Origin of the sequence: Microvirga sp. 3-52 (assembly GCF_018383585.1) — a bacterium.
Lineage (GTDB): Bacteria > Pseudomonadota > Alphaproteobacteria > Rhizobiales > Beijerinckiaceae > Microvirga.
Genome location: NZ_JAHAMK010000029.1, coordinates 1 through 26,477, shown reverse-complemented (window position 1 = coordinate 26,477; position 26,477 = coordinate 1). Strand labels below are relative to the sequence as shown.

Sequence of the window (26,477 nt, the reverse complement as noted above, 5' to 3'; positions counted from 1 at the left end):
TTCCGACGGGAACCAGTCGCGTGAATCTGTCATGGGCGTGAAATAGGAGCTCAGGCGGAAATCTTCGAGGGCGAATCCAGGAATTCGCGCAGGACGGCCTCAAGCTCGGCATAGGAATGGACGATGGGGCCTGCTCCCGCCTCTGCCAGAGCGGCTACGGGCTGGAAGCCCCAGGAGACGCCCACCGGCAGCACCCCGGCAGCGCGGGCCATGCCCATGTCGAAGCTCGAATCACCCACCATGACCGTATCGTGGGGACCAGCCCCGGTCTCCTTCATCGCCTGCAGGATCATGCCCGGATGAGGCTTGGAGGGCGCATCGTCGGCGGTCTGGATCACGGAAAAGGTGTCATGCCAGCTGTGCCGATCGAGCAGGTGGGCAACGCCGCGCCGGGATTTGCCGGTCGCAATCCCGAGCAGCACATCCTCACGGCTGTCGAGCCAGTCGAGGCAGCGCTCCACACCGGGAAAAAGCGGCTCCGCATTCGCCGGGTCCTGGCGCAGGGTGTGGAAGGCGTCCTTGTAAGCCTCGACCAAGCGTTCGATAGGGCCTTTCGGCCCCACAAGAACCGTGAAGGCCTCCACCAGGGACAGACCGACGATGGAGAGCGAACGCTCCCGGCTCGGCGCCTCCAGCCCACAGGCCGCAAAGGCCATCCGCTGGGCGGCGACGATGACGTTCTGGCTGTCGATCAGCGTGCCGTCGACATCGAAGAGAACAAGCTTCAAGGGTCTTTCCCGATCAGATGAAGATGCCAGCGGCCTAGCTCGAGGGCTTGTCGGCGTGGCACAGCTGCGGCGTATTCATATTCCAGTTGCCGCACTTGTCGCAGGCCGTTGCGAGCAGGCCGAGACCGATGACGGCGGTGACGCGGATGATGCGCTTCATGTGGGAGCCCCCTTTTGGGCGGGCACCTTATTCAATAATCCATGGCTCTGCCAGAAGACGTTTCCAGGAAACAATTGCCTGTGCCCGGTTTTTTCCTGACAGCGTTCTATATTCGCGCCTAGACCAACGGCGGGATAGGGATTGTCCGGGAAATGGGTCAAGAAGAGTAAATGATGACGCCTGCGCCCATGGACTGGGCCGTTCTGCTGCAGAGACTTGCGGAATTGGAACGCGAAAATCGAGAGCTGCGGGCTCGTCTTCGTGGGCAGAGCCCCGGCTACGTTGCCGCCAATATGCCCGACCATGCCAGCGAGTTGCAGCTCAAACAGATCGCCGATCATCTGCCGGCCCTTATTGCCTATGTGGACGCCGATCAGCGCTACCGGTTCAACAATCAAGCCTATGAGAGCTGGATCGGACAGACTCCGGAAAGCCTTTACGGCGTTCATCTGCGGGATGCCGTCGGCGCGCCTGCCTATGAACGGGTGAGACCCTACATCGAAGCCGCCTTGGCCGGTGAGCGGACTGGTCATGAATGGTGGGCGCCCTTTGGCACGGGCATACGCTACGTCAAATCGGACTACATCCCCGATCTTGATGAAGACGGCCGCGTCATAGGGTTTTACGTACTCGCCGCCGATCTCACCGAGACCAAGCGGTCACAGGCGGCCCTGGCCGAAAGCGAGGCCCGTCTGCGCCTCGCGATCGACGCCGGACACATGGCCGTCTGGGAAGTCGAGACGGCCACGGACACGTTGACCGTCTCACCGGAGTTGAAGCGCCTTCTCGGTCTTTCGCCGGAGGCAACCCTGTCCACCGAGGACATCAGGGCCCGCTACGTCCCGGGTGATCGTGAACGCCTCCGAACAACCGTTGCCGAGGCCCTTGCTCGAGGGGATCGGCACGTGGAAACCGAGCTGCGGGTCGTCTGGCCGGATGGCTCCATCCACTGGCTCCTGCTCCGGGCGGAGATGCAGGACGTCAAGGACGGCATACCGGCGCGAACCCTGGGTGTGGCGCTCGACATCACGGAGATGAAGAAGGCCGAGGAACACCAGCAGCTTCTCATCAACGAGCTCAATCATCGCGTGAAGAACACCCTGGCGACCGTGCAATCCATCGCCTCCCAGAGCCTGCGCAATGCAGAGACGACCGGCGAAGCGCTCGTCGCGGTCGAGGGGCGTCTGTTCGCCCTGTCCCGCGCCCATGACGTGCTGACCCGCGAGAACTGGGATGGGGCCTATCTCCGCGAGGTCGTTCAGGAAGCCATCGCGCCCTTCCAAGGCCATGGACACAGTCGCTTCGATTGTCGCGGCCAGGATCTGCGCCTGCCGCCCCGCATTGCCCTTGCCATCGCCATGGCGCTCCAGGAACTCGGCACCAACGCGGTCAAATATGGTGCCCTGTCCAACTCGACGGGGCGGATCGCGATCGGCTGGTCGATCGCGGAGCAAGGCGGTGGAACGAGGCTGGAGCTGATCTGGAAGGAGACAGGCGGCCCTCCCGTCGTCGAACCGAGCCGCAGAGGCTTCGGCACGCGGCTGATCGAGCGCAGCCTGGCTCAGGAACTCCACGGAGATGTCGCCATCACCTTCGAGCCGGCCGGCGTCGTCTGCACGATCCGTGCGCCGCTAGACGACGACGGCGACGTGAAGCGGGAAGCCTCCAGCGCCTGAAGGCAGAACCGAATCCTGATATCCGACGGCCCGTTCAGGCGGCCAGTCTCGTCTCCTGCTTCGCGACGATCTGGCGAACTTCGTCACCCTCGATCGTTTCGTGCTCCAGAAGGGCCTTGGTCAAGGCATCGAGCGCATTGCGGTTGTCTTCGATACAGGCCTTGGCGGCCGCATACATCTCGTCGATGATGCGGCGGATTTCCTGCTCGACCTCGCGCGGAAGGCTATCGCCGGAGCGTGCCACGCGGACCATGCCGATGGCCGGGCTCATGCCCCATTCGGTCACCATCTTGGTCACGATGTTGGTGGCGTGGGCGATGTCGCTGGCGGCACCCGTCGTGACCTTCTTCGGACCGAACACGACCTCCTCGGCAGCCCGGCCGCCCATGGCGACGATCAGGTCCGCCTCCAGCTTCTCCACCGGAATGCAGAACCGGTCATGATCGGGCAGCCGCATCACGAGTCCCAGCGCTTGGCCGTGGGGAATGATGGTGGCGCTGTGCACCTTGTCGGAGGCCGGCAGCAGGCAGGCGCAGAGCGCATGGCCCGCCTCGTGGACGGCAACAAGCCTGCGCTCCTCGTCCGAAATCACGAGGGAGCGCCGCTCGAGACCCATGATGATCTTGTTGCGGGCAGCTTCCAGATGATCATGCGCAACCTCTTCGAGGCCTGCGCGAGCCGCGAAGATCGCGGCCTCGTTCAGGAGATTGCCGAGGTCGGCACCCGAGAAGCCGGGCGTGCCCTTGGCGATCGAGGCGAGGCTCACCCCGGCGGCAAGCTTCACGTTGCGGGCATGAACATTGAGGATCGCCTCGCGGCCCCCGATATCGGGCAGCCCGATATGGACCTGACGGTCGAAGCGGCCGGGGCGCAGGAGGGCCGGATCGAGCACGTCGACGCGGTTCGTCGCGCCGATGACGATCACGCCCGCCGTGGTGTTGAACCCGTCCATCTCGACCAGGAGCTGGTTCAAAGTCGACTCGAATTCTCGGTCGGCCGCCGATCCGCCGCCGCCGCGCATACGACCGATGGCGTCGATCTCATCGATGAAGATCAGGCACGGCGCCTTCTTGCGGGCCTGCTCGAAGAGCTTGGACACCCGGCCCTTGGCTATGCCGATCAGGGGTGCCGAGAAGTCGCTGCCCGACACCGCCATGAAGGAGACACCTGCCTCGCCGGCCAGCGCCTTGGCGATCAGGGTCTTGCCCGTTCCAGGCGGCCCGACCATCAGGAGGCCGCGGGGGATGCGGGCGCCCACCTTCGTGAAGGCCTCGGAGTCGCGCAGGAACGAGATGACCTCCTGCAGCTCGACCTTGGCCTCTTCCTGGCCGGCCACATCGTCGAAGCGGTTGGGGATGCTCCGGATCACACGAGGCCAGCGCGACGTCGGCTTGAAATCGGTCTGGATCGCCAGCATGACGAGCACGGCCGCGACCAGTACGAGCGGCACCAAGATGCTGGCCAGATGGGCCGCATCGAAGCCCGGCTTCTTGAAATCCACCTCTGCGCCGGACGCGGTGATCCGCTCGATATAGTCGGCGCTCACGAGGCCATTGGGCATGCGCACGAAAACGTTCCTGCCCGCCGTCGAGACGGAGAGGCCGCCATTCTCGATCAGGACTTTCTGGACCTTCCTGTCGGCCAAGTCTCGGGTGAACTCGGAATAGCTGATCTCGAGAGCAGGCTCGGCCACCAGCCGGGGACCGACGAACACGGCGGCGGCAATGACAAGAGCAAGGATTGCGGCCAAAACAGCCACGCTTTTCTTGGCCAGAACCCTTCTAGCTTTTTCGAGAACGTTGGTCACAGGCGGCGCCCCCATAGCGCAGTATGAAGTTTTTTGGAGGAGCCGCTGTTTAGTCTATTTTGACGCAGACCGCAGTACGGCGAATGGGCACACCCACCGAACGGAGGGAATTCGCTTCAGGTCAGAAGATCGCTGTATTCCTTGTGACGGCGGATCCAGGTCCTGGCATAGCCGCAAAGGGGTGTGATCGACCGCCCTTCCGAGCGCGCGATCTCGGCGACACCGCGCATCAGCTCGCCCGCGGCGCCGGTGCCGCGCAGAGGAACGGCAGCCTCCACATGCCGGATCACGAGATCGGAACCGCGCCGTTCATAATTGGCGAAGGCAATCTGCCCGTCTCGCTCCAGTTCGAATCGATGTCGGTCGACGTTGTCGCGAACAGTGCTGCTCATGCTTCAACTCACGTTACAGAACCTGTCCGAGACCAACGTGATCCGGCCAGCGGCGTTCCGCAAACCGCCACGCTCAGAATGATCGAGGAACAATGCCAACCAAGACTGGTTTCGGAACGGAACCATTGAGAGGCCTGTGGCATGCCGACTGTGTTCCTGGATTGCGACGGTGTCCTGGCCGACTTCGACAGAGGTGCGGCCCACATCTTCGGCATGCCTCCGGCCGAATACGAACGCCGGTTCGGCCTGAAACGCTTCTGGTCGGAGATTGCCGCCGCCCCAGACTTCTTCAACACCCTCGAGCCTCTCCCCGATGCCATGGACCTGTTCGAAGCCGTTCGCCACGTCAATCCTGTCATCCTGACCGGATTGCCACGCGGGAACTGGGCTGAGCCGCAGAAGCGGCGCTGGGCCGAGCGGCACTTTCCCGGCATCAAGGTGATCACCACATCGGCCGCCCTGAAGCGCGAACATTGCCATCCCGGAGACGCCTTGGTGGATGACCGGGAGAAGTATCGCCATCTCTGGGAAGGCGCAGGTGGCGTCTTCATCCATCATCGAGATGCAGCCACCTCGATCAAGCGGCTGCGGGAACACGGCTTTATCTGAGCCTCACATCCTCAAGCCGACGCCAGTCGCGACTCCAGCCTGGCCTTCGCCGCAGGCCATTCCTCCCGGACGATGCTGTAGACTGCCGTGTCGCGGATATGCCCGTCAGGCATGATCATGTGCTGACGCAGGATCCCGTCAAGCTTGGCGCCCAGGCGTTCGATGGCGGCGCGGGACTGGTCGTTGCGGGCGTGCGTGCGGATTTCGACTGCAAGGCAGCCCAGGACCTCGAAGGCGTGCCGCAGCATGAGGAACTTCGCGTGCGTGTTGACGAAGGTCCGCTGCCAGGACTTGGCGATCCAGGTGGTGCCGATCTCGACCCGGTGATTGGCGGCATCGATGTTCATGTAGCGCGTCGAGCCGACGACCCGGTTACCGTCGTTGACCACCGTTGCGAAAGGGAGAGCAAGACCTGCAGCCTGAAGCTCCAGGGCCTTCTGCACGTAAGCCTCGAACTCCTCGGGCCGGGGCACCGTCGTGGTCTTCTTCTCCCACAATTCGCCGTCGCTAGCGGCGACGCCGAGAGCCGGCACATCGGCAAGGCTCAGCGGACGCAGGGTCAAACGGTCGGTGGCGAGGGTGACGGGCTCGACGTGCAGCATGGAGGGTGTGCCTTTTGCGGTCTGCCGCTTTGTCCCCGATTCAGGAACAGCCTGCAATGGCCAAGGCACCATCAGGAGGCGGATAGGCCTCCTGACGTGGTCATGTTCGTGCAATGACGCTCAGCTCAGCAGGTAGACGATGCCTGGCAGGCTCACGGCCAGTGCCGCCAGAACCCAGGCGCCGACGGCCGATTGCCAGGCGACGTTGCCTGTCGCGTTCCGCAACCTTTGAGCGCAGGTCATGGCCTCCATCGTGCGTCCGCTCAGGCATGAGCAAAGGGCATAATGGGCCTGACCGTCCGACAGGGCGAAGTACCGCATGGCATCGCCGAGCCGGTCGCTCGCCAACCCGTCCGCGCGCAGGACCGGATCGTCATAGGCGACCGTCAGCGGCGAGTTGTCCTCGCGGACCAGGGCGCGCTCCGCCGGCGGCTTGTACTCGATTTCACCAAGGGAGTTCAGGCGGCGCTTGGGATCCCGCTCGAGCAGGTCGATCCAACGATGAAGTCGTTCCTCGCGAGACAGGGGTCTCGGCTGAACGTCGGCTACGCTACGGAGCTGATCAAGAGGCTTGTGTTCCATCGATCTCCTCCTTGCCTGGAGCATCGGACCCAGAAGTGGACATCACTTCTGAGATCCATCCGATGCTGCTCGCCATGCGCGGCGAAAGTGCGACAGGGCGAAGGATCGAAGGAGGTAGAAACGCTACTCTTCAGGCGCTTCGACAATGGGATCGTAGCGGCTCGTATCGAGCCCGAGGAGGTTGAAGCTCTGCTGCATGTGAGGCGGCAGTGGCGCGGTCACGTCGACGGGCTTTCCCGTCCTCGGATGGGCGATGACGATGCGGCGCGCCAGGAGATGCAGCTTGTTCTGAATGCCGCCGGGCAGTTCCCAGTTTTCGATGTCGAAATATTTCGGATCGCCGACGATGGGGTGGCCGATATGAGCCGTGTGGGCGCGCAGCTGGTGCGTGCGTCCGGTGACGGGCTTCAGCGACAGCCAGGCAAGCTTCTGTGCGGCCGTATCGACCACCGCGTAATAGGTCAGCGCATGGCTGGCGCCCTCGTCGCCGTGCTGGGCCACGCGCATGCGGGAATCGCCTTCGTCGCCTTCCTTGGCGAGATAGGTCGAGACACGGCCCTGCCGGACACGCGGCACGCCGGCGACGAGCGCCCAATAGATCTTGCGCGTGGTGCGCGCGCGGAAGGATTTTGCCATGGTGGACGCGGCAAACCGCGTCTTGGCGATGACGAGGCAGCCGGCCGTGTCCTTGTCGAGGCGGTGCACGAGGCGCGGCTTCTGCCCCTCGTCGTCCTTGAGCGCCTCGAGCAGTCCGTCCACATGCCGCTTGGTGCCCGATCCGCCCTGAACGGCGAGGCCCATGGGCTTGTTGATGATGAGAACGTCCTTGTCCTCATAAAGGGTGATTGATTTCAGGAAGTCGCGATCGTCCTGGTCCTTGGCAGAACTGCGGGAAACGGGCCTCGGCTGATCGAGCTTCAAGGGCGGAATGCGGACCTTCTGGCCCGCAACCAGCCGGTCGTTCGGCTGCGCCCGCTTGCCGTCGATGCGCAGCTCGCCTTTACGGACGATACGCTGAATGTGCGTGAAGGCGAGCTGCGGGAAACGAGCGACGAGGAAACGGTCGACGCGCATGTCGGCTTCGTCGGGCTCGACCACAAGGGTCTGCACTCCCGTTGCCAGGACCTCCTGGGCTGCCGCCTTGGCCTGCGCCCGCGTCGGCTGGCGCGGAGCCTCCGCAGCCGCAGGCTTTGCCTGCTTCGGCCGCGCCGCCGGCGTCTCGCGCAAAGCCGATGCCGCGCGCGTCTTGCCCGCAGCCGATTTCAAGTCGCCCTGCTTGGCCGAAGGAGCCTTGGCCGAAGGAGCCTTGCGTGCCGGCTTGTCCTCGCGCGTGCGAAAACCCTGCCGGGCACCCGAGCGCCCGCCACGGGCACCATTCTGTCCTGAACCGCTTTTTCTCATGAGACAGTGGGTACCAGAGCGCCGCGCAGGCGGCAATCGAGGTTTAAGCCGTGATCGCCCGGGCAAGGCAGAGCCCGGCGACCAATCCGGCAATGGAGAGAAGGACCGAAGCAGCCACATAGGTTGCGGCAAGCCCGCCCTGCCCCCGCTCCCAGATCAGCACCGCATCGAGGGAAAAGGCCGAGAAGGTCGTGAACCCGCCGAGGATCCCGGTGGTGAGGAAGAGCCGCAGGGACTGGCTCCACGCCTCGCCCGCCTTGGAGGCAAGCCATCCGGCAATGGCTCCCATGATCAACGAGCCCACCACATTCACCGTGGGCGTTCCCCACGGAAAGGCCGTTCCGCACATGCGGGCGCAGCCGACATTCACCCCATGGCGGAGAGCACCGCCGATCCCGGCGCCGAGGAAGACCAGGAGATAGGACTTCATGGATTATCCCTGCTCGTCCTCGCCACGCCGATCACGCCGCAGCCTCTCCCACCAATCCAGCCGCTTCCTGATCTCTCGCTCGAACCCGCGGTCCACCGGCTCGTAGAACTCCTGCCGACCCAGCTTCTCGGGCCAGTAATCCTGGCCCGAGAAGGCATCGGGCTCGTCATGGTCGTAAGCATAGCTCTCGCCGTAGCCGATCTGCTTCATGAGCTTGGTCGGTGCGTTCAGGATCGTCTTCGGCGGCATCAGGGAGCCGTGCTCCTTCGCCACTCGCGTGGCGGCCTTGTAGGCGGTGTAGAGCGCATTCGATTTGGGCGCGGTGGCGAGATAGACGGCGGCCTGAGCAAGGGCGAGTTCCCCCTCCGGCGAGCCGAGGAAGTCGAAGGCGTCCTTGGCCGCATTGGCGATGACGAGCGCCTGCGGATCGGCCATGCCGATATCCTCCACTGCCGCCCGCACCAGCCGGCGGGCGATGAAGAGCCGGTCTTCGCCCGCGTCCAACATGCGGGTCAGGTAATAGAGCGCCGCATCCGGATCGGACCCGCGGATGGTTTTATGCAGGGCGGAGATGAGGTTGTAATGGCCCTCCTGCCCCTTGTCATAGATGGGCGCGCGCCGCTGGATGATCTCCTGCAACTGCTCCGCATCGAAAACCTCGTCGGGCTTGGCCGAGCGCCAGACCTCTTCGGCGAGCGTCAGGACCGCTCGTCCGTCGCCATCCGCCATGCGCACGAGGGACGCCCTCGCCTCCTCTTCGAGCGGCAGGCTTTTCCCAGTGATCTCCTCGGCGCGAGCCAGGATCTGCCCAATGGCCGACTCGTCAAGTGACTTGAAGAGCAGCACGCGGGCACGTGAGAGAAGCGCGGCATTCAATTCGAAGGACGGATTTTCCGTGGTAGCGCCTACCAGAGTGATGGTGCCGTCTTCCATGACCGGCAGGAAGGCGTCGAGCTGGGCGCGATTGAAGCGATGGATCTCGTCGACGAAGAGCAGCGTGCCCTTGCCGATCGAGCGGCGATGGCGAGCCGCCTCGAAGACCTTCTTGAGATCCGCCACGCCTGAGAAGATTGCCGAGATCTGCTCGAAGTGAAGATCCGTCTCGTGCGCGAGCAGACGCGCGACGGTGGTCTTGCCGGTGCCGGGCGGACCCCAGAAGATCAGAGACCCTAAGGTCTTGGACGCGATGAGCCGGGTCAGGATGCCGTCCGTCCCGACGAGGTGGTCCTGGCCGACAACTTCGGACAGTTGAGTGGGCCGCATCCTGTCAGCCAGTGGGCGGGGCGCGTTCTGGTCGAGGCCGGCAGATGAAAACAGGTCGCTCATGGATCTCTGGAACTCAAGCGCGCATAGACATCAGGGTCCAGCCGAACCATCAGTCTCTCAGGATTTTCAGGGGCTTTGAAGCCGAACGGTTCATAAAGCCTGTGGGCATCCCGCGTCACCAGCATCCAGCGCCGGAGGAGCTGAAGGTCCGGATGCTCCATGGCCGCCTGGACCAGGCCTTTTCCGGCCCCTTGCCCCCTCACGGACGGGCAGACGAAGACATCGCACAGGTAAGCAAAGGTGGCCCGGTCGGTGACGACCCGGGCGAAGCCGCGCAGATCCCCGGCGGCATCGTGCAGGCAGAAACACAGAGAGTGCCGGACGGAGCGCTCGAAGATGTCCCGTGGGAGGCCCTTTGCCCAGTAGCTCTCTGCTGAAATCCAGCGATGGGCGGTCTCGATATCCCTCGGCGACAGCTCGTTCGAAATGCTCCAGGCGCTCACCGACCGAGCACCGTGGTGAAGACCCTTCCACCCCGGCTGACGGTGATCTCCCAATAGCCGCGGTTCCGGTCGATGACGCGCTCCGCGTCTTTCGTGGACGCCAGACGCTCGCCGTTGATGGCGACAATCTGATCGCCTTTCTCGAAGCCCACGCTGGCGGCGACGCTGCGCTCGTCCAGGTCCGCGACGACCACCCCGTCATCCGCGATATCGATCTGCAGCTCGTCGGCGACCGCGGGCGACATGTTCACCAGCGTCGCACCGGCGAACGGCGTCCGGGTCCGGCCGCGGACCGGATCCCGCGGCGGGTTCTCCGGCGGGGGCATCAGCTTGACCTGAATGGTCGTCTGCTTGCCGCCCCGAAGCACGGTGAGAGGAGCCTGTCCCTGCGTCCCCTTCAGTGTAAAGCGATAGCCGAAGGAATCCGGGTTATCGACCGGCTGCCCGTCGACCGACAGGATCGCATCGCCCCGCTTGAGGCCGGCCTCCGCCGCCGGTCCCTTGTCGTAGACCGCCGTCACCAGAACGCCCGTCGGGCGCTCCAGGCCAAGGCCGCTGGCGATGTCGCCGTCTACCGGCTGAAGGCGCGCGCCCAGCCAAGGCCGGACCACATTCTTCGCACCGCCCCGGGCCGAGTTCAGCACCACCCTGACCATGCTCGAGGGAACGGCGAAGCCGATGCCGATGCTGCCTCCGGACCGGGAGTAGATCGCCGTGTTGATGCCGACCACGCGGCCGTTCATGTCGATGAGGGCACCGCCCGAATTGCCCGGATTGATGGCCGCATCGGTCTGGATGAAGAACTGGTAGTCGGAGATTCCGACCTGGGTGCGGGCCAGGGCCGAAACGATGCCCTGCGTGACCGTCTGGCCGACGCCGAAGGGATTGCCGATGGCAAGCACGAGGTCGCCGACCTGCAGGGACTCGGAATCGCCGAGTTCGACCGCCTGGAGGTTGGAAGCGTCCTTCAGCTTCAGCACCGCGATGTCTGTGCGTGGGTCGCGCAGCAGGATGTCAGCGGCGAATTCGCGTCGGTCGGCGAGGGCAACCTTCACCTCGTTCATGTTCTCGATCACGTGGTTGTTCGTGATCACGAGGCCGGAGGGATCGACGATGACGCCGGAGCCGAGGGAGCTCTGGGACCGCCCGCGGGGCACCCCCGGGGCATTGTCGCCGAAGAAGCGCCGGAAATACTCTTCCATGGCGGCGTTCTGCCGGCGCTCCGAGCGAGTGGCATAGACGTTGACGACGGATCCCGCTGTCTGGCGCACGACAGGCGCGAAGGAGAGCTGGACCTGCGCCTTGCTGTCCGGGACGACGCGCTGGGTCTGAGCCTGTGCTCCCGCCGCTCCGAGAGCCAACAGGGCAGCGGCCAATGACAGGCGAAACGGCGAAAAGCGCATAATCGGCGAATCCTTTGTTCAGCGACGTCTTTCGATAAAACGCAGAACCCGAAATACCAAGTTCCGCAGCGTTAGGTCCGCCGACCGTTTCAAACAAAAAGGGCGGCCCGAAGACCGCCCTGGATGAAACCCTTAGAGCCGAGAGCCTCGGAGCCGAGAGCTTACTCGGCTGCCTCGACGAGCTCGTCCTTCATGGTCGGGCCCGAATCCCGGCCGCGCGCATCGACATCACGGTCGACGAACTCGATCACGGCCAGCGGGGCGTTGTCGCCATAACGGAAGCCGGCCTTGAGGACGCGGGTATAGCCGCCGTTGCGGTCCTGGTAGCGCTTGCCCAGCACGTCGAAGAGCTTCTTGACCATCGTCTCGTCGCGCAGTTTGGACATGGCCTGGCGGCGGGCATGCAGGTCACCGCGCTTGCCGAGGGTGATCAGCTTCTCGACGACCGGACGCAGGTCCTTCGCCTTCGGCAGGGTCGTGACGATCTGCTCGTGCTTGATCAGCGCAGCCGCCATATTGGCGAACATGGCCTTGCGGTGTTCTGTCGTGCGGTTGAAGCGACGACCACTGAATCCGTGACGCATTGGCTTTCTCCTTGATTTTACGGCCGCCGTGCCAAGGTACGGCCGTCTCTCTTATGATCCCCTGTTGGCGGGGGGGGGCAGGTTTGAAGCCGACTTCCGAATGAAAGGCGGCTTCAACAAACTCAGTAGTGCTCTTCGAAGCGCTTCGCGAGGTCTTCGATGTTCTCCGGCGGCCAGCCCGGCACGTCCATGCCGAGGTGCAGGCCCATGCCGGCGAGAACTTCCTTGATCTCGTTGAGCGACTTGCGGCCGAAGTTCGGGGTGCGGAGCATTTCCGCCTCGGACTTCTGGATGAGGTCACCGATATAGACGATGTTGTCGTTCTTCAGGCAGTTGGCCGAACGGACCGACAGCTCGAGCTCGTCCACCTTCTTGAGGAGCGCCGGGTTGAACGGCAGCTGCGGCGCGGCAGCGGCAGCCTCTTCCTTACGCGGCTCTTCGAAGTTGACGAAGACCTGGAGCTGGTCCTGCAGGATGCGGGCGGCATAGGCCACGGCATCCTCAGGCGTCACGGCACCGTTGGTCTCGACCGTCATGATCAGCTTGTCGTAGTCGAGAATCTGACCCTCGCGGGTGTTCTCGATGCGATAGGAGACCTTCTTCACCGGGCTGTAGAGCGAATCGACCGGGATCAGGCCGATCGGGGCGTCCTCGGTGCGGTTGCGCTCGGCGGGAACGTAACCCTTGCCGGTATCGACCGTGAACTCCATGCGGATCTCGGCGCCCTCGTCGAGGGTGCAGAGCACGAGCTCGGGGTTCAGGATCTGCACGTCGCCGACCGTGTTGATGTCGCCAGCGGTGACGGCGCCCGGGCCGGTCTTGCGGAGCGTCATGCGCTTCGCGCCCTCGCTCTGCATCTTGATGGCGATCGTCTTCACGTTGAGGACGATGTCGGTCACGTCCTCGCGGACGCCCGGGATGGACGAGAACTCGTGCAGCACGCCGTCGATATGGACCGCCGTCACTGCCGCGCCCTGGAGCGACGACAGGAGGACCCGGCGCAGCGAGTTGCCGAGCGTCGTGCCGAAGCCACGCTCGAGCGGCTCCGCAACGACCGTCGCAATACGCTTCGGATCATCGCCGGGGGCAACTTCAAGCTTGTTCGGCTTAATCAGCTCTTGCCAATTCTTTTGGATCACAACCACACCTCATGAGGTACGGCTTGAAGGGAGGTTTTGGACCAGCCCTTTAAACCGGAACGCGCGTGGGTGGAGACCCACGCGCCGGATAACCTTAGACGCGGCGACGCTTGCGCGGGCGGCAGCCATTGTGCGGGATCGGCGTCACGTCACGGATCGAAGTGACAGTGAAGCCGGCCGACTGAAGGGCACGCAGAGCAGACTCACGGCCGGAGCCGGGACCCGACACCTCGACCTCGAGGGTGCGCATTCCGTGCTCCGAAGCCTTGCGGGCCGCATCTTCAGCGGCGATCTGCGCCGCATACGGGGTCGACTTACGCGAACCCTTGAAACCCATGGCGCCAGCCGAGGACCAGGAGATCGTGTTGCCCTGGGCATCGGTGATGGTGATCATGGTGTTGTTGAACGAGGCGTTCACATGCGCCACGCCGGAAACGATGTTCTTGCGTTCGCGGCGGCGGACGCGGGTAGCTTCTTTAGCCATTCCAAAGATCCTTCAAGCGCGCCCGTCGTTCCAGGCGCTCGGGAGTTTCAACTTTGTCATGGCCGGACTTGCCCCGGCCATGGTGTTCGAATTCTGGCGCCGGACTCGGCACAAGCTTCCCGGGTCAGGCCCGGGGATGATCTTGGGCGGCAGACCGCCCTACGATCACTTCTTCTTGCCGGCGATCGGCTTGGACTTGCCCTTGCGGGTGCGAGCGTTCGTGTGGGTGCGCTGGCCGCGGACGGGCAGGCTGCGGCGATGGCGCAGGCCACGGTAAGCGGCGAGATCCATCAGGCGCTTGATGTTCATGGACACTTCGCGGCGCAGATCGCCTTCCACGATGTAGTCGCGGTCGATCGTCTCGCGGATGGCCAGAACCTCGGCGTCGGTCAGCTGGTTCACGCGGCGCTCGGCCGGGATGTTGACCTTCTCGACGATCTCCTGGGCCTTCTTGGGGCCAATGCCGTGGATATACTGAAGCGCAATCACTACGCGCTTGGCGGTCGGGATATTGACGCCTGCAATACGGGCCATCGTCCATCTCCATGTAGGAAGCAAATGCTTCGGGTTTTGGTTATCGCGCGTCCGGTGGAGGCCGGCCCCTGCGCGGGCTTATGCGAAACACAACAATCCAGAGCGGCCTCTCATGAAGCCCTCTGGATATGCAGGTTCTTGTGCAAGAGCTTGCCCCTAACGGAAATTAACCCGTCCGTCAAGTCCCCTGCCCTTCAGCGACCCAGGATTCCCCTGACCGCCTCAGTCACATCATCGATGGGCTTCATGCCATCGACCGTCTTCAACATGCCCTTGCTCTCGTAATAGGCCGAAAGCGGGGCCGTTTGTTTTCGATAGGCCTCGAGCCGGGTCTTGAACACGTCGGGATTGTCGTCCTTGCGGACCGGCTCACCGCGGGCTTCGGTTTCCTGAGCCCGCTTAACGATACGGTCAACCAGCTCGGCCTCGTTCACCTTGAACTCGATGACCGCATCCAGCTTGATGCCCTTGGCCGCCAGCATGGCATCGAAGGCCTCGGCCTGGGCCACGGTCCGCGGGAAGCCGTCGAGGATAAAGCCGCTCTTGGCGTCCTGCTCCTCGATTCGGTCGGCGATGATCCCGACGACGATGTCATCGGATACCAGGTCGCCCCGGTCCATGACAGCCTTGGCCTTGAGACCGATCGGCGTGCCGGCAGCCACGGCTGCGCGGAGCATGTCGCCGGTCGAAAGCTGCGGAATCCCCAGCCTTTCGACCAGACGCACAGCCTGAGTGCCTTTTCCGGCCCCCGGCGGCCCCAGCAGGATGATCCTCATCGACGTCCCCCTGACTTCGTCGAGTTTACCCGCCTTCTGGCGAGATGATTCAATCTTTAGAGCTGCCCCCTCGCGGGAGCCAGTTCTCTTTTTCCGTTTTGCCCCGCGAAGTCTGCCGCGAACCGGACCTGTTGCGCGGAAAAATACTTCAGCGTCTGCGTGCTCCCTTGAGCTTCGCCTTTTTGACGAGGCCCTCATACTGGTGAGCCAAGAGATGGCCATGCACCTGCGCGACCGTGTCCATGGTAACAGACACCACGATCAGAAGCGAAGTGCCGCCAAAGTAGAATGGCAAAGCCGCATAAGAGACCAGCAGTTCGGGGATCAGGCAGATGATCACCAGGTAAACCGCGCCCAGAACGGTGATGCGGGTCAGAACCTGATCGATGAAGTCGGCCGTGCGCTCACCGGGACGGATACCCGGGATGAAACCGCCCTGCTTCTTCAGGTTGTCCGCCGTCTCCGTCGGATTGAACACGATGGCCGTGTAGAAGAAGGCGAAGAACACGATCAGCGCCGCGTACATGAACATGTAGGCCGGACGCCCGTGGCCCAGATAGGTCGTAAGCATGGAGATGATGCCGGTGCCGTCCGTCGTGGTCTGGAAGCTGGCGATGGTGGCCGGCAGCAGCAGCAGCGAGGATGCGAAGATCGGAGGAATCACCCCGGAAGTGTTCAGCTTGAGCGGCAGGAACGAGGTCTGGCCCTCATACATCCGGTTGCCGACCTGGCGCTTTGGATAATTGATCAAAAGACGGCGCTGCGCGCGCTCCATGAACACCACGAAGTAGATGATGGCAATCGCCATGACGATCACGCCGATGATCAGGCCCGTGGAGATCGCGCCCTGACGGCCGAGCTCGAGGGTTCCGGCGATGGCCGACGGGAGATTGGCCACGATGCCGGCGAAGATGATCAGCGAAGTGCCGTTGCCGATCCCGCGCGACGTGATCTGCTCGCCGAGCCACATGAGGAACATGGTTCCGCCCGTGAGCGTGATGACCGTCGAGATGAGGAAGAACGGTCCTGGCGCCTGGACGATGGTACCGGAGCTCTGCAGACCGACCGCGATGCCCCAGGACTGGAACACGGCCAGGAACACCGTGAGGTAGCGGGTATACTGGTTCAGGATCTTGCGGCCCGCCTCGCCTTCCTTCTTGAGCGCCTCGAGGGAGGGCAGAACGGAGGTGAGGAGCTGGACGATGATCGAGGCCGAGATGTACGGCATGATGTTCAGGGCGAAGATCGCCATGCGCTCCACGGCGCCGCCCGAGAACATGTTGAAGAGGCCGAGCACACCGCCGCTGGCGCCCTGGAAGCTCTGCCGGAGGGCCTCCGGATCGATGCCGGGCAACGGAATGTAGGTGCCGAGGCGGTAGACGATGAGAGCGCCCAAGGTGAACCAGATGCGCTTTTTCAGCTCATCGGCCTTGGCGATGGCGCCGAAATTGATGTTTGCCGCAAGTTGCTCGGCTGCTGAGGCCATAGTGGTGTCCCCGAAATACCTGATACGTGACGATCATCACGCAAACGGCGGCCACGCGATCAGACGCGGGCCGCCGCTTGGATCTTAGTCAATGTGGGCGCGGGCTCACGCCTGCGCAACGGCACCCAGGAGGGTGACCGAGCCACCAGCCTTCTCGATCGCTTCGACGGCCGACTTCGACGCGCCATGGACCTGGAAGGAAAGCTTCGTCTTGAGCTCGCCGACGCCGAGGATCTTCACGCCGTCGCGCGGCTTGGAGACCACACCGGCAGCGACCAGCGTCTCGATCGTGACGGCAGCGCCCGTGTCGAGCTTGCCGGCCTCGATGGCCTGCTGAATGCGGCCGACATTGACCTCGTTCAGCTCGATCGCGTTCGGCTTGTTGAAGCCGCGCTTGGGCAGACGACGATGCAGAGGCATCTGACCGCCTTCGAAGCCCTTGATCGACACGCCGGTACGGGACTTCTGACCCTTGACGCCGCGACCACCGGTCTTGCCCTTGCCGGAGCCGATACCACGGCCCACGCGCATGCGGTTCTTGGTGGAACCTTCGTTGTCACGAATTTCGTTGAGTTTCATGACGCTCTCCTCACTGCCCGTCGACAACGCGCACGAGGTGCTTGACCTTTTCGATCATGCCGCGAATTGCCGGCGTGTCTTCCAAGGTCGAGGTGCGGTGAAGCTTGTTGAGCTTGAGGCCGATCAGCGTCTGGCGCTGCTTGGCCTCGCGGCGGATCGGCGACCCGATCTGCTCAACGGTGATGGTGCTGCCGGAAGCGGCTGGATTCTTTGCCATTGTCAAAGCCTCCCTTACGCTTCAGCGCCAGCGGCTTCGCTGGTGTCTGCGTCGCGGCGGCGAGCCTGTAGGGTCGAGACCTTCAGGCCGCGGCGAGCGGCGACCGAACGCGGGCTGTCCTCATTCTTGAGCGCGTCGAAAGTCGCGCGGACGAGGTTGTACGGGTTCGACGAGCCGAGCGACTTGGCGACCACGTCCTGCATGCCCACCACTTCGAAGACGGCGCGCATGGGGCCGCCGGCGATGATGCCGGTACCCTGGGGAGCGGCACGCAGCACGACCTTGCCGGCGCCGTGGCGGCCGTTCACATCGTGGTGAAGCGTGCGGCCCTCGCGGAGAGCGACGCGGATCATGGAGCGCTTGGCCGCGTCCGTTGCCTTGCGGATCGCCTCGGGCACCTCACGGGCCTTGCCGTGGCCGAAGCCGACGCGGCCCTTCTGGTCGCCGACGACCACGAGAGCGGCGAAGCCGAAGCGACGGCCACCCTTCACGACTTTCGCGACGCGGTTGATGTGGACCAGGCGGTCCACGAATTCGCTGTCGCGCTCTTCGCGATCAGCACGTTCTCTTGGTTCTCTAGCCATGAGACCTCTCACTTGCGCGGGCGGCGGGCCCGCTCGCTAAGGGTTGTTGGATTACACCCGCCGTTAGAAATCCAGACCGCCTTCACGGGCAGCGTCGGCCAGAGCCTTGACGCGGCCGTGATAGAGGTAGCCCGAGCGGTCGAAGATGACCTGCTTCACGCCGGCCTGAACCGCGCGCTCGGCTACGAGCTTGCCCACTTCCTTCGCCGCATCGACAGTGGCGCCGGTCTTGAGCTTGCCCTTGAGGTCAGCCTCGAGGGTCGAAGCCGACGCGACCGTGTGGCCGCGCACGTCATCGATGACCTGGGCGTAGATCTGCTTGGACGAACGGAAGACCGACAAACGCGGACGGCCATTCGCTGCCTTCTTGATCGCACGGCGCACACGAGCCTTGCGGCGATCTTCGGCGCCTTTCTTCTCAGCCATGTTACGTCGTCCTTACTTCTTCTTGCCTTCCTTGCGGAAGATGAACTCGTCGGAGTACTTCACGCCCTTGCCCTTGTAGGGCTCCGGACCGCGATATTCGCGGATCTCGGCGGCGGTCTGACCAACGACCTGCTTGTCGATGCCGACAACGACGACTTCGGTCGGCCTCGGCGTCGTGATCGTCACGCCGGCCGGGATCGCGTAGTCGATGTCGTGGCTGTAGCCCAGCGACAGCTTCAGCACCTTGCCGGCAACGGCGGCCTTGTAGCCGACGCCGTTGATTTCGAGGCGCTTCTCGAAGCCCTTGGACACGCCCTCGACCAGGTTCGCCACCTGGGCGCGGGACATGCCCCACTTCGCACGGGCCATCTTGGACTCGTCGCGCGGGTTCACCGACACGGCGCCGTCTTCAAGAGCAACCGACACTTCTTCGGGAACGAGGAACGAGAGCTCGCCCTTCGTGCCCTTAACCTTAACCATCTGACCGTCAACGGTAGCCGTCACACCTGACGGAACCGGAACGGGTTTCTTGCCTACTCGGGACATTTTCGAATCTCCGTGGTTCTGTGCGGGTGCCTGGCCTTAGAAGACCTTGCAGAGCACTTCGCCGCCCACGTTCTTCTCACGGGCCTCATGATCGGCCATCACGCCCTGGGGCGTCGAGAGAATGGTGATGCCGAGGCCGTCAGCCACGCGGGGCATGGTGTCGACGGAAGCATACACGCGGCGGCCGGGCTTGGAGACACGCTCGATGGAGCGGATCACCGGCTGACCGTCATAATACTTCAGCTCGATCGAGAACTCGGTCCGGCCGTTGCCGAATTCGGTCTGCGAGTAGTCGCGGATGTAGCCCTCGGACTTGAGAACCTCGAGGACGCGAGCGCGGAGCTTCGAGCCAGGGGTGGAAACGGACCCGCGACGGCGCATCTGCGCGTTACGGATACGGGTGAGCATATCGCCCAACGGATCGTTGATCATATGATGCCCTCCCCCTTACCAGCTGGACTTCACGAGGCCCGGGATCAGGCCTTTGTTGCCGAGCTCGCGCAGAGCGATGCGCGACATGCCGAGCTTGCGGTAGTAAGCACGCGGGCGGCCCGTGATCTCGCAGCGGTTGCGGATGCGGGTCTTGCTCGCGTTGCGCGGCAGCTCAGCCAGCTTGAGGCGCGCCTCGAAGCGCTCCTCCATGGACTTCGACTCGTCGTTGGCGACCGCCAGGAGGCGCTCGCGGCGGCCGGCGAACTTCTTCACCAGCTCACGACGATGCTTGTTCTTCTCAATAGCGCTTTTCTTAGCCATGCTTTTATCTCCAGTGTCCGCGTTTGAGGACAGCTATCCTCACTGCCGGAACGGGAAGTTGAAGTGACGCAGCAGGGCCCGGGCTTCTTCGTCGGTCTTCGCCGTGGTGGCGATGATGACGTCCATACCCCAAACCTGCTCGACCCTGTCGTAATTGATCTCAGGGAACACCAGGTGCTCCTTGATACCCATTGCGTAGTTGCCGCGGCCGTCGAACGACTTGGGGTTCAGGCCCCGGAAGTCGCGGACGCGCGGGAGAGCGATGGTCACGAGACGGTCAAGGAATTCGTACATACGAACCTTGCGCAGCGTAACCTTGGCGCCGATCGGCATGTTCTCGCGGACCTTGAACTGCGAGATAGCCTTGCGGGCCTTCGTGATCACCGGCTTCTGGCCGGCGATTAGTGCGAGATCGGCAGCCGCGACCGTAGCCTTCTTCGAGTCGGCGGTTGATTCGCCAACGCCCATGTTCAGGACGATCTTGTCGATCGTCGGCACTTCCATGGGGTTCTTGTAGCCGAATTCTTCAATGAGCTTCGGACGCACCACTTCCTCGTAGTGCTTCTTCAGCCGCGGCGTGTAGCCGTCCACCTGAGCCTTAGCCATCGATCAGGTCCCCCGAGCGCTTGGCGAAACGGACCTTGCGGCCGTCTTCGAGAATTTTGAAACCAACCCGGGTCGGCTTGCCGTCCTTCGGGTCTGCGTAGGCCAGGTTCGACAGATGGATGGCCGCCTCTTTCGAGATGATGCCGCCCTCTGAGTTCGCCGTCTGGCGCTGGTGGCGCTTCACGAGGTTCACGCCACGGACGACCGCGCGCTCTTCCTTCGGGAGCACCTGCACGACTTCACCAGTCTTGCCCTTGTCGCGACCGGTCAGAACGACGACCTTGTCGCCCTTCTTGATCTTAGCGGCCATTAGAGCACCTCCGGCGCAAGCGAAATGATCTTCATGTGGTTCTTGGCACGCAGTTCACGCGGAACGGGGCCGAAGATACGGGTGCCGACCGGCTCTTTCTGATTGTTGATCAGAACGGCGGCATTGCGGTCGAAACGGATGACCGAGCCGTCAGCGCGGCGGATGTCCTTCGCGGTGCGAACGACGACTGCCTTCATGACATCGCCCTTCTTCACGCGACCGCGCGGAATAGCCTCTTTCACGGATACGACGATGATATCGCCCACGGAAGCGTACTTACGCTTCGAACCGCCGAGAACCTTGATGCACATCACGCGACGGGCGCCGGAATTATCGGCGACGTCAAGATTCGTCTGCATCTGGATCATGGCTTTGATCCTTTCCTTTGTTTCAGACAGGTTTCCGGGCCAAGGCAGGATTGCCCCCCGGACTACGCCTGACGGGGATCTAATGTCCCCTGCCCTTCAAATGTCGAGAGAGGCGGCCGTATACACGAACCGCCCCCGTTAGACAACCCCTAGGGAAAGCTTTTAAGCTTTCGCTTGGTCGACGAGCACCCAGGTCTTGAGTTTGGAGAGCGGCCTGGTCTCTTCGATGAAGACCGTGTCGCCCACCTTGGCTGTGTTGTTTTCGTCATGAGCATGGTAGTTCTTCGTCTTACGCACGGTCTTCTTCATGACCGGGTGCGTGAAACGGCGTTCCACCTTCACAACGACCGTCTTGTCCTGCTTGTCGCTGACAACGACGCCCTGCAAAACGCGCTTCGGCATCTTGATCCCCTTTAAGCCTTCGCCGCGGCCGACTTCTGGCGCTGCAGCGTCTTGACGCGGGCGATGTCCCTGCGGACCTCACGGACGCGTCCGGTGTTCTCGAGTTGGCCGGTCGCGCGCTGGAAGCGGAGGTTGAACTGCTCCTTCTTCAGGTTCAGCAGCTCATCCGACAGCTGGTCCTTCGACATCGCGTTGAGGTCAGAGGCTCTCTGCTTAGACTTCATGATCCCCTCCTTACTCGGCAATGCGCTGGATGAAGCGCGTCTTGATCGGGAGCTTCGCAGCGCCGAGGCGCAGAGCCTCGCGAGCGATGTCCTCCGGCACGCCGTCGATCTCGAACATGATACGGCCAGGCTTCACCTTGGCCGCCCAGAATTCGGGAGCGCCCTTACCCTTACCCATACGCACTTCGGTCGGCTTCGACGACACCGGCACGTCCGGGAAGATGCGGATCCACACCCGGCCCGCGCGCTTCATGGCGCGGGTGATGGCGCGGCGAGCCGCTTCGATCTGACGAGCGTTGACGCGCTCGGGTTCCATCGCCTTCAGGCCAAACTGGCCGAAGTTGAGGTCCGTGCCGCCCTTCGCGGTGCCGGAGATGCGGCCCTTGAATTGCTTACGGAACTTGGTTTTCTTCGGTTGCAACATGGCAAACCTCTCCTGACCTCTCGGTTACGCCGCCTGCTCGCGGCGGCCACCGGAGCGGCCTCCTTCGTCGTTCATCCGCTTGTCCTGGGCCATCGGATCGTGCTCAAGGATTTCGCCCTTGAAGATCCAGACCTTGATGCCGCAGGTGCCATAGGTCGTGAAGGCCGTGGACGTGCCGTAATCCACATCCGCACGCAGGGTGTGCAGCGGAACGCGACCTTCGCGGTACCATTCGAGGCGGGCGATTTCGGCGCCACCCAGACGGCCCGAGCAGTTGATGCGGATGCCCTCGGCGCCCAGACGCATCGCCGACTGAACGGCGCGCTTCATGGCGCGGCGGAAAGCGACACGGCGCTCGAGCTGCTGAGCGATCGAATCGGCCACCAGCGTCGCGTCGACTTCCGGCTTGCGGACTTCGACGATGTTGATCGCCACGTCCGCGTCCGTCATCTTGGCGACGAGCTTGCGCAGCTTCTCGATGTCGGCACCCTTCTTGCCGATCACCACGCCCGGACGACCCGAGTGAATGGTGACGCGGCACTTCTTGTGCGGACGCTCGATGACGATCTTCGAGACGGCGGCCTGCTTCAGCTGCTTCATGAGAGCTTCGCGGATCGCCATGTCCTCGTGCATCAGCTTGGCGTACTCGCCCTTGCCGGCGAACCAGCGCGAGTCCCAGGTCCGGTTGATGCCGAGCCGAAGACCGATCGGGTTAACTTTCTGACCCATCTGGTTCTCCTTTATGCCTGTTCGGCAACTTCCCGAACCACAATGGTGAGGTTCGAGAACGGCTTCATGATACGAGCACCCCGGCCACGGGCCCGGGCGTGGAAGCGCTTCATGACGAGCGCCTTGCCGACGAAAGCCTGGCTGACGACGAGATCGTCCACATCGAGATTGTGGTTGTTCTCGGCGTTGGCAATGGCGCTCTCGAGGCATTTCTTCACGTCGCGAGCGATGCGCTTGCGGGAGAACTCGAGATCGGCGAGAGCCGCAGAAACCTTCTTGCCGCGGATAAGGGCCGCAACAAGATTGAGCTTCTGGGGGCTGACGCGCAGCATGCGAGCGACGGCTTGAGCCTCTGTGTCGCTCAGTGCGCGAGGAGTCGCGGCCTTACCCATCTTACTTCCTCTTCGCCTTCTTGTCCGCCGCGTGGCCGTGGAAAGTGCGGGTCGGCGAGAACTCGCCGAACTTGTGACCCACCATTTCCTCGCTCACGTTGACGGGAATGTGCTTCTGACCGTTGTAGACCCCGAAAGTGAGGCCCACGAACTGCGGGAGGATCGTGGAGCGGCGGCTCCAGATCTTGATAACCTCGTTGCGGCCCGAGGAACGGGCAGCCTCGGCCTTCTTGAGGAGGTAGCCGTCGACGAACGGACCCTTCCAAAGCGAACGTGCCATGACGTGCCTCTATCCTTACTTCTTCCGAGCGTGACGGCTCGACACGATGAACTTGTCGGTCCGCTTGTTCGAACGGGTTTTCTTGCCCTTGGTCGGTACGCCCCACGGGGACACCGGATGGCGACCACCGGAGGTACGGCCCTCACCACCACCGTGCGGGTGGTCGATTGGGTTCATGGCAACGCCGCGGTTATGCGGACGCTTGCCGAGCCAGCGGTTACGACCAGCCTTACCGATCGAGGTGTTCATGTGGTCCGGGTTCGACACCGCACCGACGCTGGCGAAGCACAGGCCATGGACCAAGCGCTGCTCGCCGGAGTTCAGGCGGATCGTCACGTAGCCCTGGTCACGACCAACGATCTGAGCGTAGGTACCGGCGGAGCGGGCGAGAGCGCCGCCCTTGCCGATCTTCAGCTCGACGTTGTGGATGATCGTTCCCACCGGCATGTTGCCGACCGGCATCGCGTTGCCCGGCTTGATGTCGACTTGCTCGCCAGCCGCCACCTGGTCGCCGACAGCCATGCGCTGCGGGGCCAGGATGTAGGACTGCTCGCCGTCGGCGTAGCGGATCAGAGCGATGAAGGCGGTGCGGTTCGGATCGTACTCGATCCGCTCCACGGTCGCCACATCGCCCATACGGCCGCGACGCTTGAAGTCGACCAGGCGCAGGGTGCGCTTGTGACCACCGCCACGGAAGCGGACGGTCACGCGACCCAGATTGTTACGGCCGCCGGAGGAGCTCTTGCCCTCCGTCAGCTTCTTGACCGGCTTGCCCTTGTAGAGCTCGCTGCGGTCGACGATCACCAGCTGGCGCAGGCCGGGGGTGATTGGTTTGAATGTTTTCAAAGCCATCGGATCACTCTCTCAACCGATCAGAGGCCCGTCGTGACGTCGATGGTCTGGCCCTCAGCGAGGGTTACAACCGCCTTCTTCACGTCCGACCGCTGGCCGCGGGTGCCGCGGAACATCTTCACTTTGCCCTTGGTGACGAGCGTGTTGACGCTCTTCACCTTGACATCGAACAGCTTCTCAACCGCTTCTTTGATCTGCGGCTTCGTCGCATCCAGCCGCACCTTGAAGACGACCTTGTTCTGTTCGGACAGGGTCGTGGCCTTCTCGGTGATGACCGGGCTTACGATCACATCGTAATGGCGCGGGTCCAGGCTCATTTGAAGCGCGCCTCCAGCGCATCGACAGCCGACTTCGTGAGAACGAGCTTCTCGCGACGCAGGATGTCATAGACGTTGATGCCCTGCACCGGCAGGACGTCGATGTTCGGGATGTTGCGAGCAGCCCGCTGGAAGTTCGTCTCGATCTCGGCGCCGCCGATGATCAGGGCGTTGCCGAGGCCGAGCTTGCCGAAGCGCTCGACGAGAGCCTTCGTCTTGGGCTCGGAGAGCTTCGCGTCGTCGATTACGACGAGCGAGGCATCCTTGGCCTTGGACGAGAGCGCGTGCCTCAGGGCAAGAGCGCGAACCTTCTTGGGCAGGTCGTGAGCGTGGCTGCGGACCTGCGGTCCGAAGGCTCGACCGCCGCCCCGGAACTGGGGAGCGCTCGCGGCGCCGTGACGGGCGCTGCCGGTGCCCTTCTGCTTGTAGACCTTCTTCGTCGTCCGGTCGATGTCCGAACGATTCTTGACGGCGTGCGTGCCGGCCTGGCGCTTCGCGAGCTGCCAGCGGACGCAACGGGCAAGCAGGTCGGCGCGCGGCTCGAGACCGAAGATGGCCTCGTTCAGGTCGACCGAACCAGCGGTGTTGCCCTCGAGCGTGGTGACATCAAGTTTCATCACGCATTCTCCTCTTGGGCCTGCTCAGCCTGGGCGGCCGGAGCAGAATCGTTGGCCGTGCGGAAGGAGCCGGGCATCGGCACTTCTGCAGGCAGCTTGCGCTTCACCGCGTCGCGGACGAAGATCCAGCCGCCGGCCACGCCGGGAACGGCGCCTTCGACGAGGATCAGACCGCGCTCGACGTCGGTGGACACGACACGCAGGTTCTGCGTGGTGACGCGCTCGACACCCAGGTGACCCGGCATCTTCTTGTTCTTGAACGTCTTGCCCGGATCCTGGCGGCCACCGGTCGAACCGATCGACCGGTGGGAGACCGACACGCCGTGCGTGGCGCGCAGTCCGCCGAAGTTCCAGCGCTTCATGCCGCCGGCGAAGCCCTTACCGGTCGTGATGCCCGTGACATCCACGAACTGACCGGCAATGAAGTGATCAGCGGTGATCTCGGCGCCGACCGGGATGACAGCATCCTCGGAGACGCGGAATTCCGCGAGCTTGCGCTTCGGCTCGACCTGCGCAACGGCGAACCGCCCACGCTCGGCCTTCGAAACGTTCTTCACCTTGGCCTTGCCGACGCCGACCTGCAGCGCGGTGTAGCCGTTCTTCTCCATGGTCCGGTGGGCGACGACCTGGCAGCTGTCGACCTTCAGAACCGTGACCGGGATATGTTCGCCGGCATCCGTGAAGATGCGGGTCATCCCGACTTTCTGTGCAATGACGCCTGAGCGCATGTGCGTATCCTCTCGGCGTGTCTACCGAAAGCTCCGAGCCCGGCGGGCTTAGAGCTTGATTTCCACGTCCACACCAGCAGCGAGATCGAGCTTCATCAGAGCGTCAACCGTCTGCGGGGTGGGGTCCACGATATCGAGAACACGCTTGTGAGTGCGCATCTCGAACTGCTCGCGCGACTTCTTGTCGATGTGCGGCGAGCGAAGCACCGTAAAGCGCTCGATGCGCGTCGGCAGCGGGATGGGCCCGCGAACCTGTGCGCCGGTCCGCTTCGCAGTCGACACGATTTCGCGTGTCGAAGCGTCGAGGATCCTGTGGTCGAACGCCTTAAGGCGAATACGAATGTTTTGACCGTTCATGGCTTATCCATTCAACAAGGGAAGCGACCGAGCCGAAACCCGGCCGCTGTCCTTTGATCCTCTAAAATTTAGTCCATCACGGCGGCGACGACGCCGGCGCCGACGGTGCGGCCGCCTTCGCGGATGGCGAAGCGCAGCTTCTCTTCCATGGCGATCGGCGCAATCAGCGTCACTTCCATGGTGATGTTGTCGCCCGGCATCACC

General features: G+C 63.4%; 40 protein-coding genes and 1 pseudogene. 2 read left to right on the top strand and 39 right to left on the bottom strand.

Annotated features, from left to right (window positions below; all coding sequences use genetic code 11):
- Nucleotides 1-50 precede the first annotated feature (50 nt).
- The gene (locus KHP60_RS19055; RefSeq protein WP_213565895.1) at nucleotides 51-728 is read right to left on the bottom strand and encodes an HAD-IA family hydrolase; all 678 of its coding nucleotides are present in this window, start codon (nucleotides 726-728) and stop codon (nucleotides 51-53) included.
- Nucleotides 729-762: 34 nt separating this feature from the next.
- Nucleotides 763-888, bottom strand: a complete 126-nt coding sequence (locus tag KHP60_RS25550) for a hypothetical protein (RefSeq protein WP_283770727.1) — start codon at nucleotides 886-888, stop codon at nucleotides 763-765.
- A gap of 170 nt (nucleotides 889-1,058) precedes the next feature.
- Between KHP60_RS25550 and KHP60_RS19050 the strand changes: the two genes are divergently transcribed.
- A complete protein-coding gene (locus KHP60_RS19050) occupies nucleotides 1,059-2,564 on the top strand; it encodes a sensor histidine kinase (protein WP_213565894.1) in 1,506 nt (501 codons plus the stop codon).
- A 34-nt stretch (nucleotides 2,565-2,598) separates the two neighbouring features.
- On the opposite strand, the gene ftsH is transcribed toward KHP60_RS19050, so the two are convergent.
- Both ftsH and KHP60_RS19040 read right to left on the bottom strand, forming a co-directional pair.
- Nucleotides 2,599-4,323: an ATP-dependent zinc metalloprotease FtsH gene (ftsH, locus tag KHP60_RS19045; protein WP_213565893.1), complete on the bottom strand. Its 1,725-nt coding sequence runs from the start codon at nucleotides 4,321-4,323 to the stop codon at nucleotides 2,599-2,601.
- Nucleotides 4,324-4,487: 164 nt separating this feature from the next.
- Nucleotides 4,488-4,763, bottom strand: a complete 276-nt coding sequence (locus tag KHP60_RS19040) for a GNAT family N-acetyltransferase (protein ID WP_213565892.1) — start codon at nucleotides 4,761-4,763, stop codon at nucleotides 4,488-4,490.
- 141 nt (nucleotides 4,764-4,904) lie between these two features.
- Between KHP60_RS19040 and KHP60_RS19035 the strand changes: the two genes are divergently transcribed.
- Entirely contained in the window at nucleotides 4,905-5,372 is a 468-nt protein-coding gene (locus KHP60_RS19035) for a 5' nucleotidase, NT5C type (protein ID WP_213565891.1), read from the top strand.
- Between the two features lie 11 nt (nucleotides 5,373-5,383).
- Here KHP60_RS19035 and KHP60_RS19030 read toward each other — a convergent pair whose 3' ends face one another.
- The 35 genes and pseudogenes from KHP60_RS19030 to tuf form a co-directional block, all read right to left on the bottom strand.
- On the bottom strand, nucleotides 5,384-5,974 hold the full coding sequence (locus KHP60_RS19030; RefSeq protein ID WP_213565890.1) for a GNAT family N-acetyltransferase: 591 nt from the start codon (nucleotides 5,972-5,974) through the stop codon (nucleotides 5,384-5,386).
- Nucleotides 5,975-6,094: 120 nt separating this feature from the next.
- Nucleotides 6,095-6,556 (bottom strand): hypothetical protein, encoded by a 462-nt coding sequence (locus tag KHP60_RS19025; RefSeq protein WP_213565889.1) that lies wholly within the window; start codon nucleotides 6,554-6,556, stop codon nucleotides 6,095-6,097.
- 123 nt (nucleotides 6,557-6,679) lie between these two features.
- Nucleotides 6,680-7,957 carry an RluA family pseudouridine synthase gene (locus KHP60_RS19020; protein WP_213565888.1) on the bottom strand — a complete coding sequence of 426 codons (1,278 nt, stop codon included), beginning with the start codon at nucleotides 7,955-7,957 and terminating at the stop codon, nucleotides 6,680-6,682.
- A 43-nt stretch (nucleotides 7,958-8,000) separates the two neighbouring features.
- Nucleotides 8,001-8,387: a fluoride efflux transporter CrcB gene (gene crcB / locus KHP60_RS19015; RefSeq protein WP_213565887.1), complete on the bottom strand. Its 387-nt coding sequence runs from the start codon at nucleotides 8,385-8,387 to the stop codon at nucleotides 8,001-8,003.
- Nucleotides 8,388-8,390: 3 nt separating this feature from the next.
- Nucleotides 8,391-9,713, bottom strand: a complete 1,323-nt coding sequence (locus KHP60_RS19010) for a replication-associated recombination protein A (RefSeq protein WP_213565886.1) — start codon at nucleotides 9,711-9,713, stop codon at nucleotides 8,391-8,393.
- On the bottom strand, nucleotides 9,710-10,156 hold the full coding sequence (locus tag KHP60_RS19005; RefSeq protein WP_213565885.1) for a GNAT family N-acetyltransferase: 447 nt from the start codon (nucleotides 10,154-10,156) through the stop codon (nucleotides 9,710-9,712). Before KHP60_RS19005 ends, KHP60_RS19010 begins: the two co-directional genes overlap by 4 nt.
- Complete coding sequence (locus KHP60_RS19000) at nucleotides 10,153-11,559, bottom strand: Do family serine endopeptidase (protein WP_213565884.1); 1,407 nt, start codon at nucleotides 11,557-11,559, stop codon at nucleotides 10,153-10,155. Before KHP60_RS19000 ends, KHP60_RS19005 begins: the two co-directional genes overlap by 4 nt.
- A gap of 161 nt (nucleotides 11,560-11,720) precedes the next feature.
- Nucleotides 11,721-12,143, bottom strand: a complete 423-nt coding sequence (gene rplQ, locus KHP60_RS18995) for a 50S ribosomal protein L17 (RefSeq protein ID WP_213565883.1) — start codon at nucleotides 12,141-12,143, stop codon at nucleotides 11,721-11,723.
- 122 nt (nucleotides 12,144-12,265) lie between these two features.
- Nucleotides 12,266-13,288, bottom strand: coding sequence for a DNA-directed RNA polymerase subunit alpha (locus KHP60_RS18990; RefSeq protein WP_213565882.1), 1,023 nt, complete (start codon nucleotides 13,286-13,288; stop codon nucleotides 12,266-12,268).
- An 88-nt stretch (nucleotides 13,289-13,376) separates the two neighbouring features.
- A complete protein-coding gene (rpsK, locus tag KHP60_RS18985) occupies nucleotides 13,377-13,766 on the bottom strand; it encodes a 30S ribosomal protein S11 (RefSeq protein ID WP_036353018.1) in 390 nt (129 codons plus the stop codon).
- A 165-nt stretch (nucleotides 13,767-13,931) separates the two neighbouring features.
- Nucleotides 13,932-14,300 carry a 30S ribosomal protein S13 gene (gene rpsM, locus KHP60_RS18980; protein WP_036353015.1) on the bottom strand — a complete coding sequence of 123 codons (369 nt, stop codon included), beginning with the start codon at nucleotides 14,298-14,300 and terminating at the stop codon, nucleotides 13,932-13,934.
- Nucleotides 14,301-14,494: 194 nt separating this feature from the next.
- Nucleotides 14,495-15,076 (bottom strand): adenylate kinase, encoded by a 582-nt coding sequence (locus KHP60_RS18975; protein ID WP_213565881.1) that lies wholly within the window; start codon nucleotides 15,074-15,076, stop codon nucleotides 14,495-14,497.
- 148 nt (nucleotides 15,077-15,224) lie between these two features.
- A complete protein-coding gene (gene secY / locus KHP60_RS18970; RefSeq protein ID WP_213565880.1) occupies nucleotides 15,225-16,562 on the bottom strand; it encodes a preprotein translocase subunit SecY in 1,338 nt (445 codons plus the stop codon).
- 105 nt (nucleotides 16,563-16,667) lie between these two features.
- Entirely contained in the window at nucleotides 16,668-17,141 is a 474-nt protein-coding gene (gene rplO, locus KHP60_RS18965; RefSeq protein WP_213565879.1) for a 50S ribosomal protein L15, read from the bottom strand.
- Between the two features lie 10 nt (nucleotides 17,142-17,151).
- Entirely contained in the window at nucleotides 17,152-17,358 is a 207-nt protein-coding gene (rpmD, locus tag KHP60_RS18960) for a 50S ribosomal protein L30 (RefSeq protein WP_213565878.1), read from the bottom strand.
- 14 nt (nucleotides 17,359-17,372) lie between these two features.
- A complete protein-coding gene (rpsE, locus tag KHP60_RS18955) occupies nucleotides 17,373-17,942 on the bottom strand; it encodes a 30S ribosomal protein S5 (protein ID WP_099511403.1) in 570 nt (189 codons plus the stop codon).
- A gap of 63 nt (nucleotides 17,943-18,005) precedes the next feature.
- Nucleotides 18,006-18,368, bottom strand: a complete 363-nt coding sequence (rplR, locus tag KHP60_RS18950) for a 50S ribosomal protein L18 (RefSeq protein WP_009764315.1) — start codon at nucleotides 18,366-18,368, stop codon at nucleotides 18,006-18,008.
- Nucleotides 18,369-18,380: 12 nt separating this feature from the next.
- Entirely contained in the window at nucleotides 18,381-18,914 is a 534-nt protein-coding gene (gene rplF, locus KHP60_RS18945) for a 50S ribosomal protein L6 (protein ID WP_213565877.1), read from the bottom strand.
- 36 nt (nucleotides 18,915-18,950) lie between these two features.
- Nucleotides 18,951-19,346 carry a 30S ribosomal protein S8 gene (rpsH, locus tag KHP60_RS18940; protein WP_173945696.1) on the bottom strand — a complete coding sequence of 132 codons (396 nt, stop codon included), beginning with the start codon at nucleotides 19,344-19,346 and terminating at the stop codon, nucleotides 18,951-18,953.
- 15 nt (nucleotides 19,347-19,361) lie between these two features.
- Nucleotides 19,362-19,667: a 30S ribosomal protein S14 gene (rpsN, locus tag KHP60_RS18935; protein ID WP_036358373.1), complete on the bottom strand. Its 306-nt coding sequence runs from the start codon at nucleotides 19,665-19,667 to the stop codon at nucleotides 19,362-19,364.
- A gap of 39 nt (nucleotides 19,668-19,706) precedes the next feature.
- Entirely contained in the window at nucleotides 19,707-20,273 is a 567-nt protein-coding gene (rplE, locus tag KHP60_RS18930) for a 50S ribosomal protein L5 (RefSeq protein WP_213565876.1), read from the bottom strand.
- Nucleotides 20,266-20,583 (bottom strand): 50S ribosomal protein L24, encoded by a 318-nt coding sequence (gene rplX / locus KHP60_RS18925; RefSeq protein WP_213565875.1) that lies wholly within the window; start codon nucleotides 20,581-20,583, stop codon nucleotides 20,266-20,268. Before rplX ends, rplE begins: the two co-directional genes overlap by 8 nt.
- Nucleotides 20,583-20,951, bottom strand: a complete 369-nt coding sequence (gene rplN, locus KHP60_RS18920) for a 50S ribosomal protein L14 (protein ID WP_009764309.1) — start codon at nucleotides 20,949-20,951, stop codon at nucleotides 20,583-20,585. Before rplN ends, rplX begins: the two co-directional genes overlap by 1 nt.
- Before the next feature lie 162 nt (nucleotides 20,952-21,113).
- A complete protein-coding gene (gene rpsQ / locus KHP60_RS18915) occupies nucleotides 21,114-21,353 on the bottom strand; it encodes a 30S ribosomal protein S17 (RefSeq protein WP_213565874.1) in 240 nt (79 codons plus the stop codon).
- 11 nt (nucleotides 21,354-21,364) lie between these two features.
- Nucleotides 21,365-21,577: a 50S ribosomal protein L29 gene (rpmC, locus tag KHP60_RS18910; protein ID WP_203443403.1), complete on the bottom strand. Its 213-nt coding sequence runs from the start codon at nucleotides 21,575-21,577 to the stop codon at nucleotides 21,365-21,367.
- Between the two features lie 10 nt (nucleotides 21,578-21,587).
- On the bottom strand, nucleotides 21,588-22,001 hold the full coding sequence (gene rplP, locus KHP60_RS18905; RefSeq protein ID WP_036352973.1) for a 50S ribosomal protein L16: 414 nt from the start codon (nucleotides 21,999-22,001) through the stop codon (nucleotides 21,588-21,590).
- 24 nt (nucleotides 22,002-22,025) lie between these two features.
- On the bottom strand, nucleotides 22,026-22,730 hold the full coding sequence (gene rpsC, locus KHP60_RS18900) for a 30S ribosomal protein S3 (protein WP_036352970.1): 705 nt from the start codon (nucleotides 22,728-22,730) through the stop codon (nucleotides 22,026-22,028).
- 11 nt (nucleotides 22,731-22,741) lie between these two features.
- On the bottom strand, nucleotides 22,742-23,122 hold the full coding sequence (gene rplV, locus KHP60_RS18895; protein WP_152712967.1) for a 50S ribosomal protein L22: 381 nt from the start codon (nucleotides 23,120-23,122) through the stop codon (nucleotides 22,742-22,744).
- 1 nt (nucleotide 23,123) lies between these two features.
- A complete protein-coding gene (gene rpsS / locus KHP60_RS18890; protein WP_036352963.1) occupies nucleotides 23,124-23,402 on the bottom strand; it encodes a 30S ribosomal protein S19 in 279 nt (92 codons plus the stop codon).
- 15 nt (nucleotides 23,403-23,417) lie between these two features.
- A complete protein-coding gene (rplB, locus tag KHP60_RS18885) occupies nucleotides 23,418-24,254 on the bottom strand; it encodes a 50S ribosomal protein L2 (RefSeq protein ID WP_213565873.1) in 837 nt (278 codons plus the stop codon).
- 20 nt (nucleotides 24,255-24,274) lie between these two features.
- Complete coding sequence (locus tag KHP60_RS18880; protein WP_036358344.1) at nucleotides 24,275-24,571, bottom strand: 50S ribosomal protein L23; 297 nt, start codon at nucleotides 24,569-24,571, stop codon at nucleotides 24,275-24,277.
- Nucleotides 24,568-25,188, bottom strand: a complete 621-nt coding sequence (rplD, locus tag KHP60_RS18875; protein ID WP_213565872.1) for a 50S ribosomal protein L4 — start codon at nucleotides 25,186-25,188, stop codon at nucleotides 24,568-24,570. Before rplD ends, KHP60_RS18880 begins: the two co-directional genes overlap by 4 nt.
- Nucleotides 25,188-25,916, bottom strand: coding sequence for a 50S ribosomal protein L3 (rplC, locus tag KHP60_RS18870; protein WP_213565871.1), 729 nt, complete (start codon nucleotides 25,914-25,916; stop codon nucleotides 25,188-25,190). The genes rplD and rplC overlap by 1 nt, the downstream gene beginning before the upstream one ends.
- Before the next feature lie 48 nt (nucleotides 25,917-25,964).
- Nucleotides 25,965-26,273: a 30S ribosomal protein S10 gene (gene rpsJ, locus KHP60_RS18865; protein WP_009764298.1), complete on the bottom strand. Its 309-nt coding sequence runs from the start codon at nucleotides 26,271-26,273 to the stop codon at nucleotides 25,965-25,967.
- A gap of 68 nt (nucleotides 26,274-26,341) precedes the next feature.
- Nucleotides 26,342-26,477 (bottom strand): annotated as a pseudogene (tuf, locus tag KHP60_RS18860) (elongation factor Tu); the annotation flags it as partial.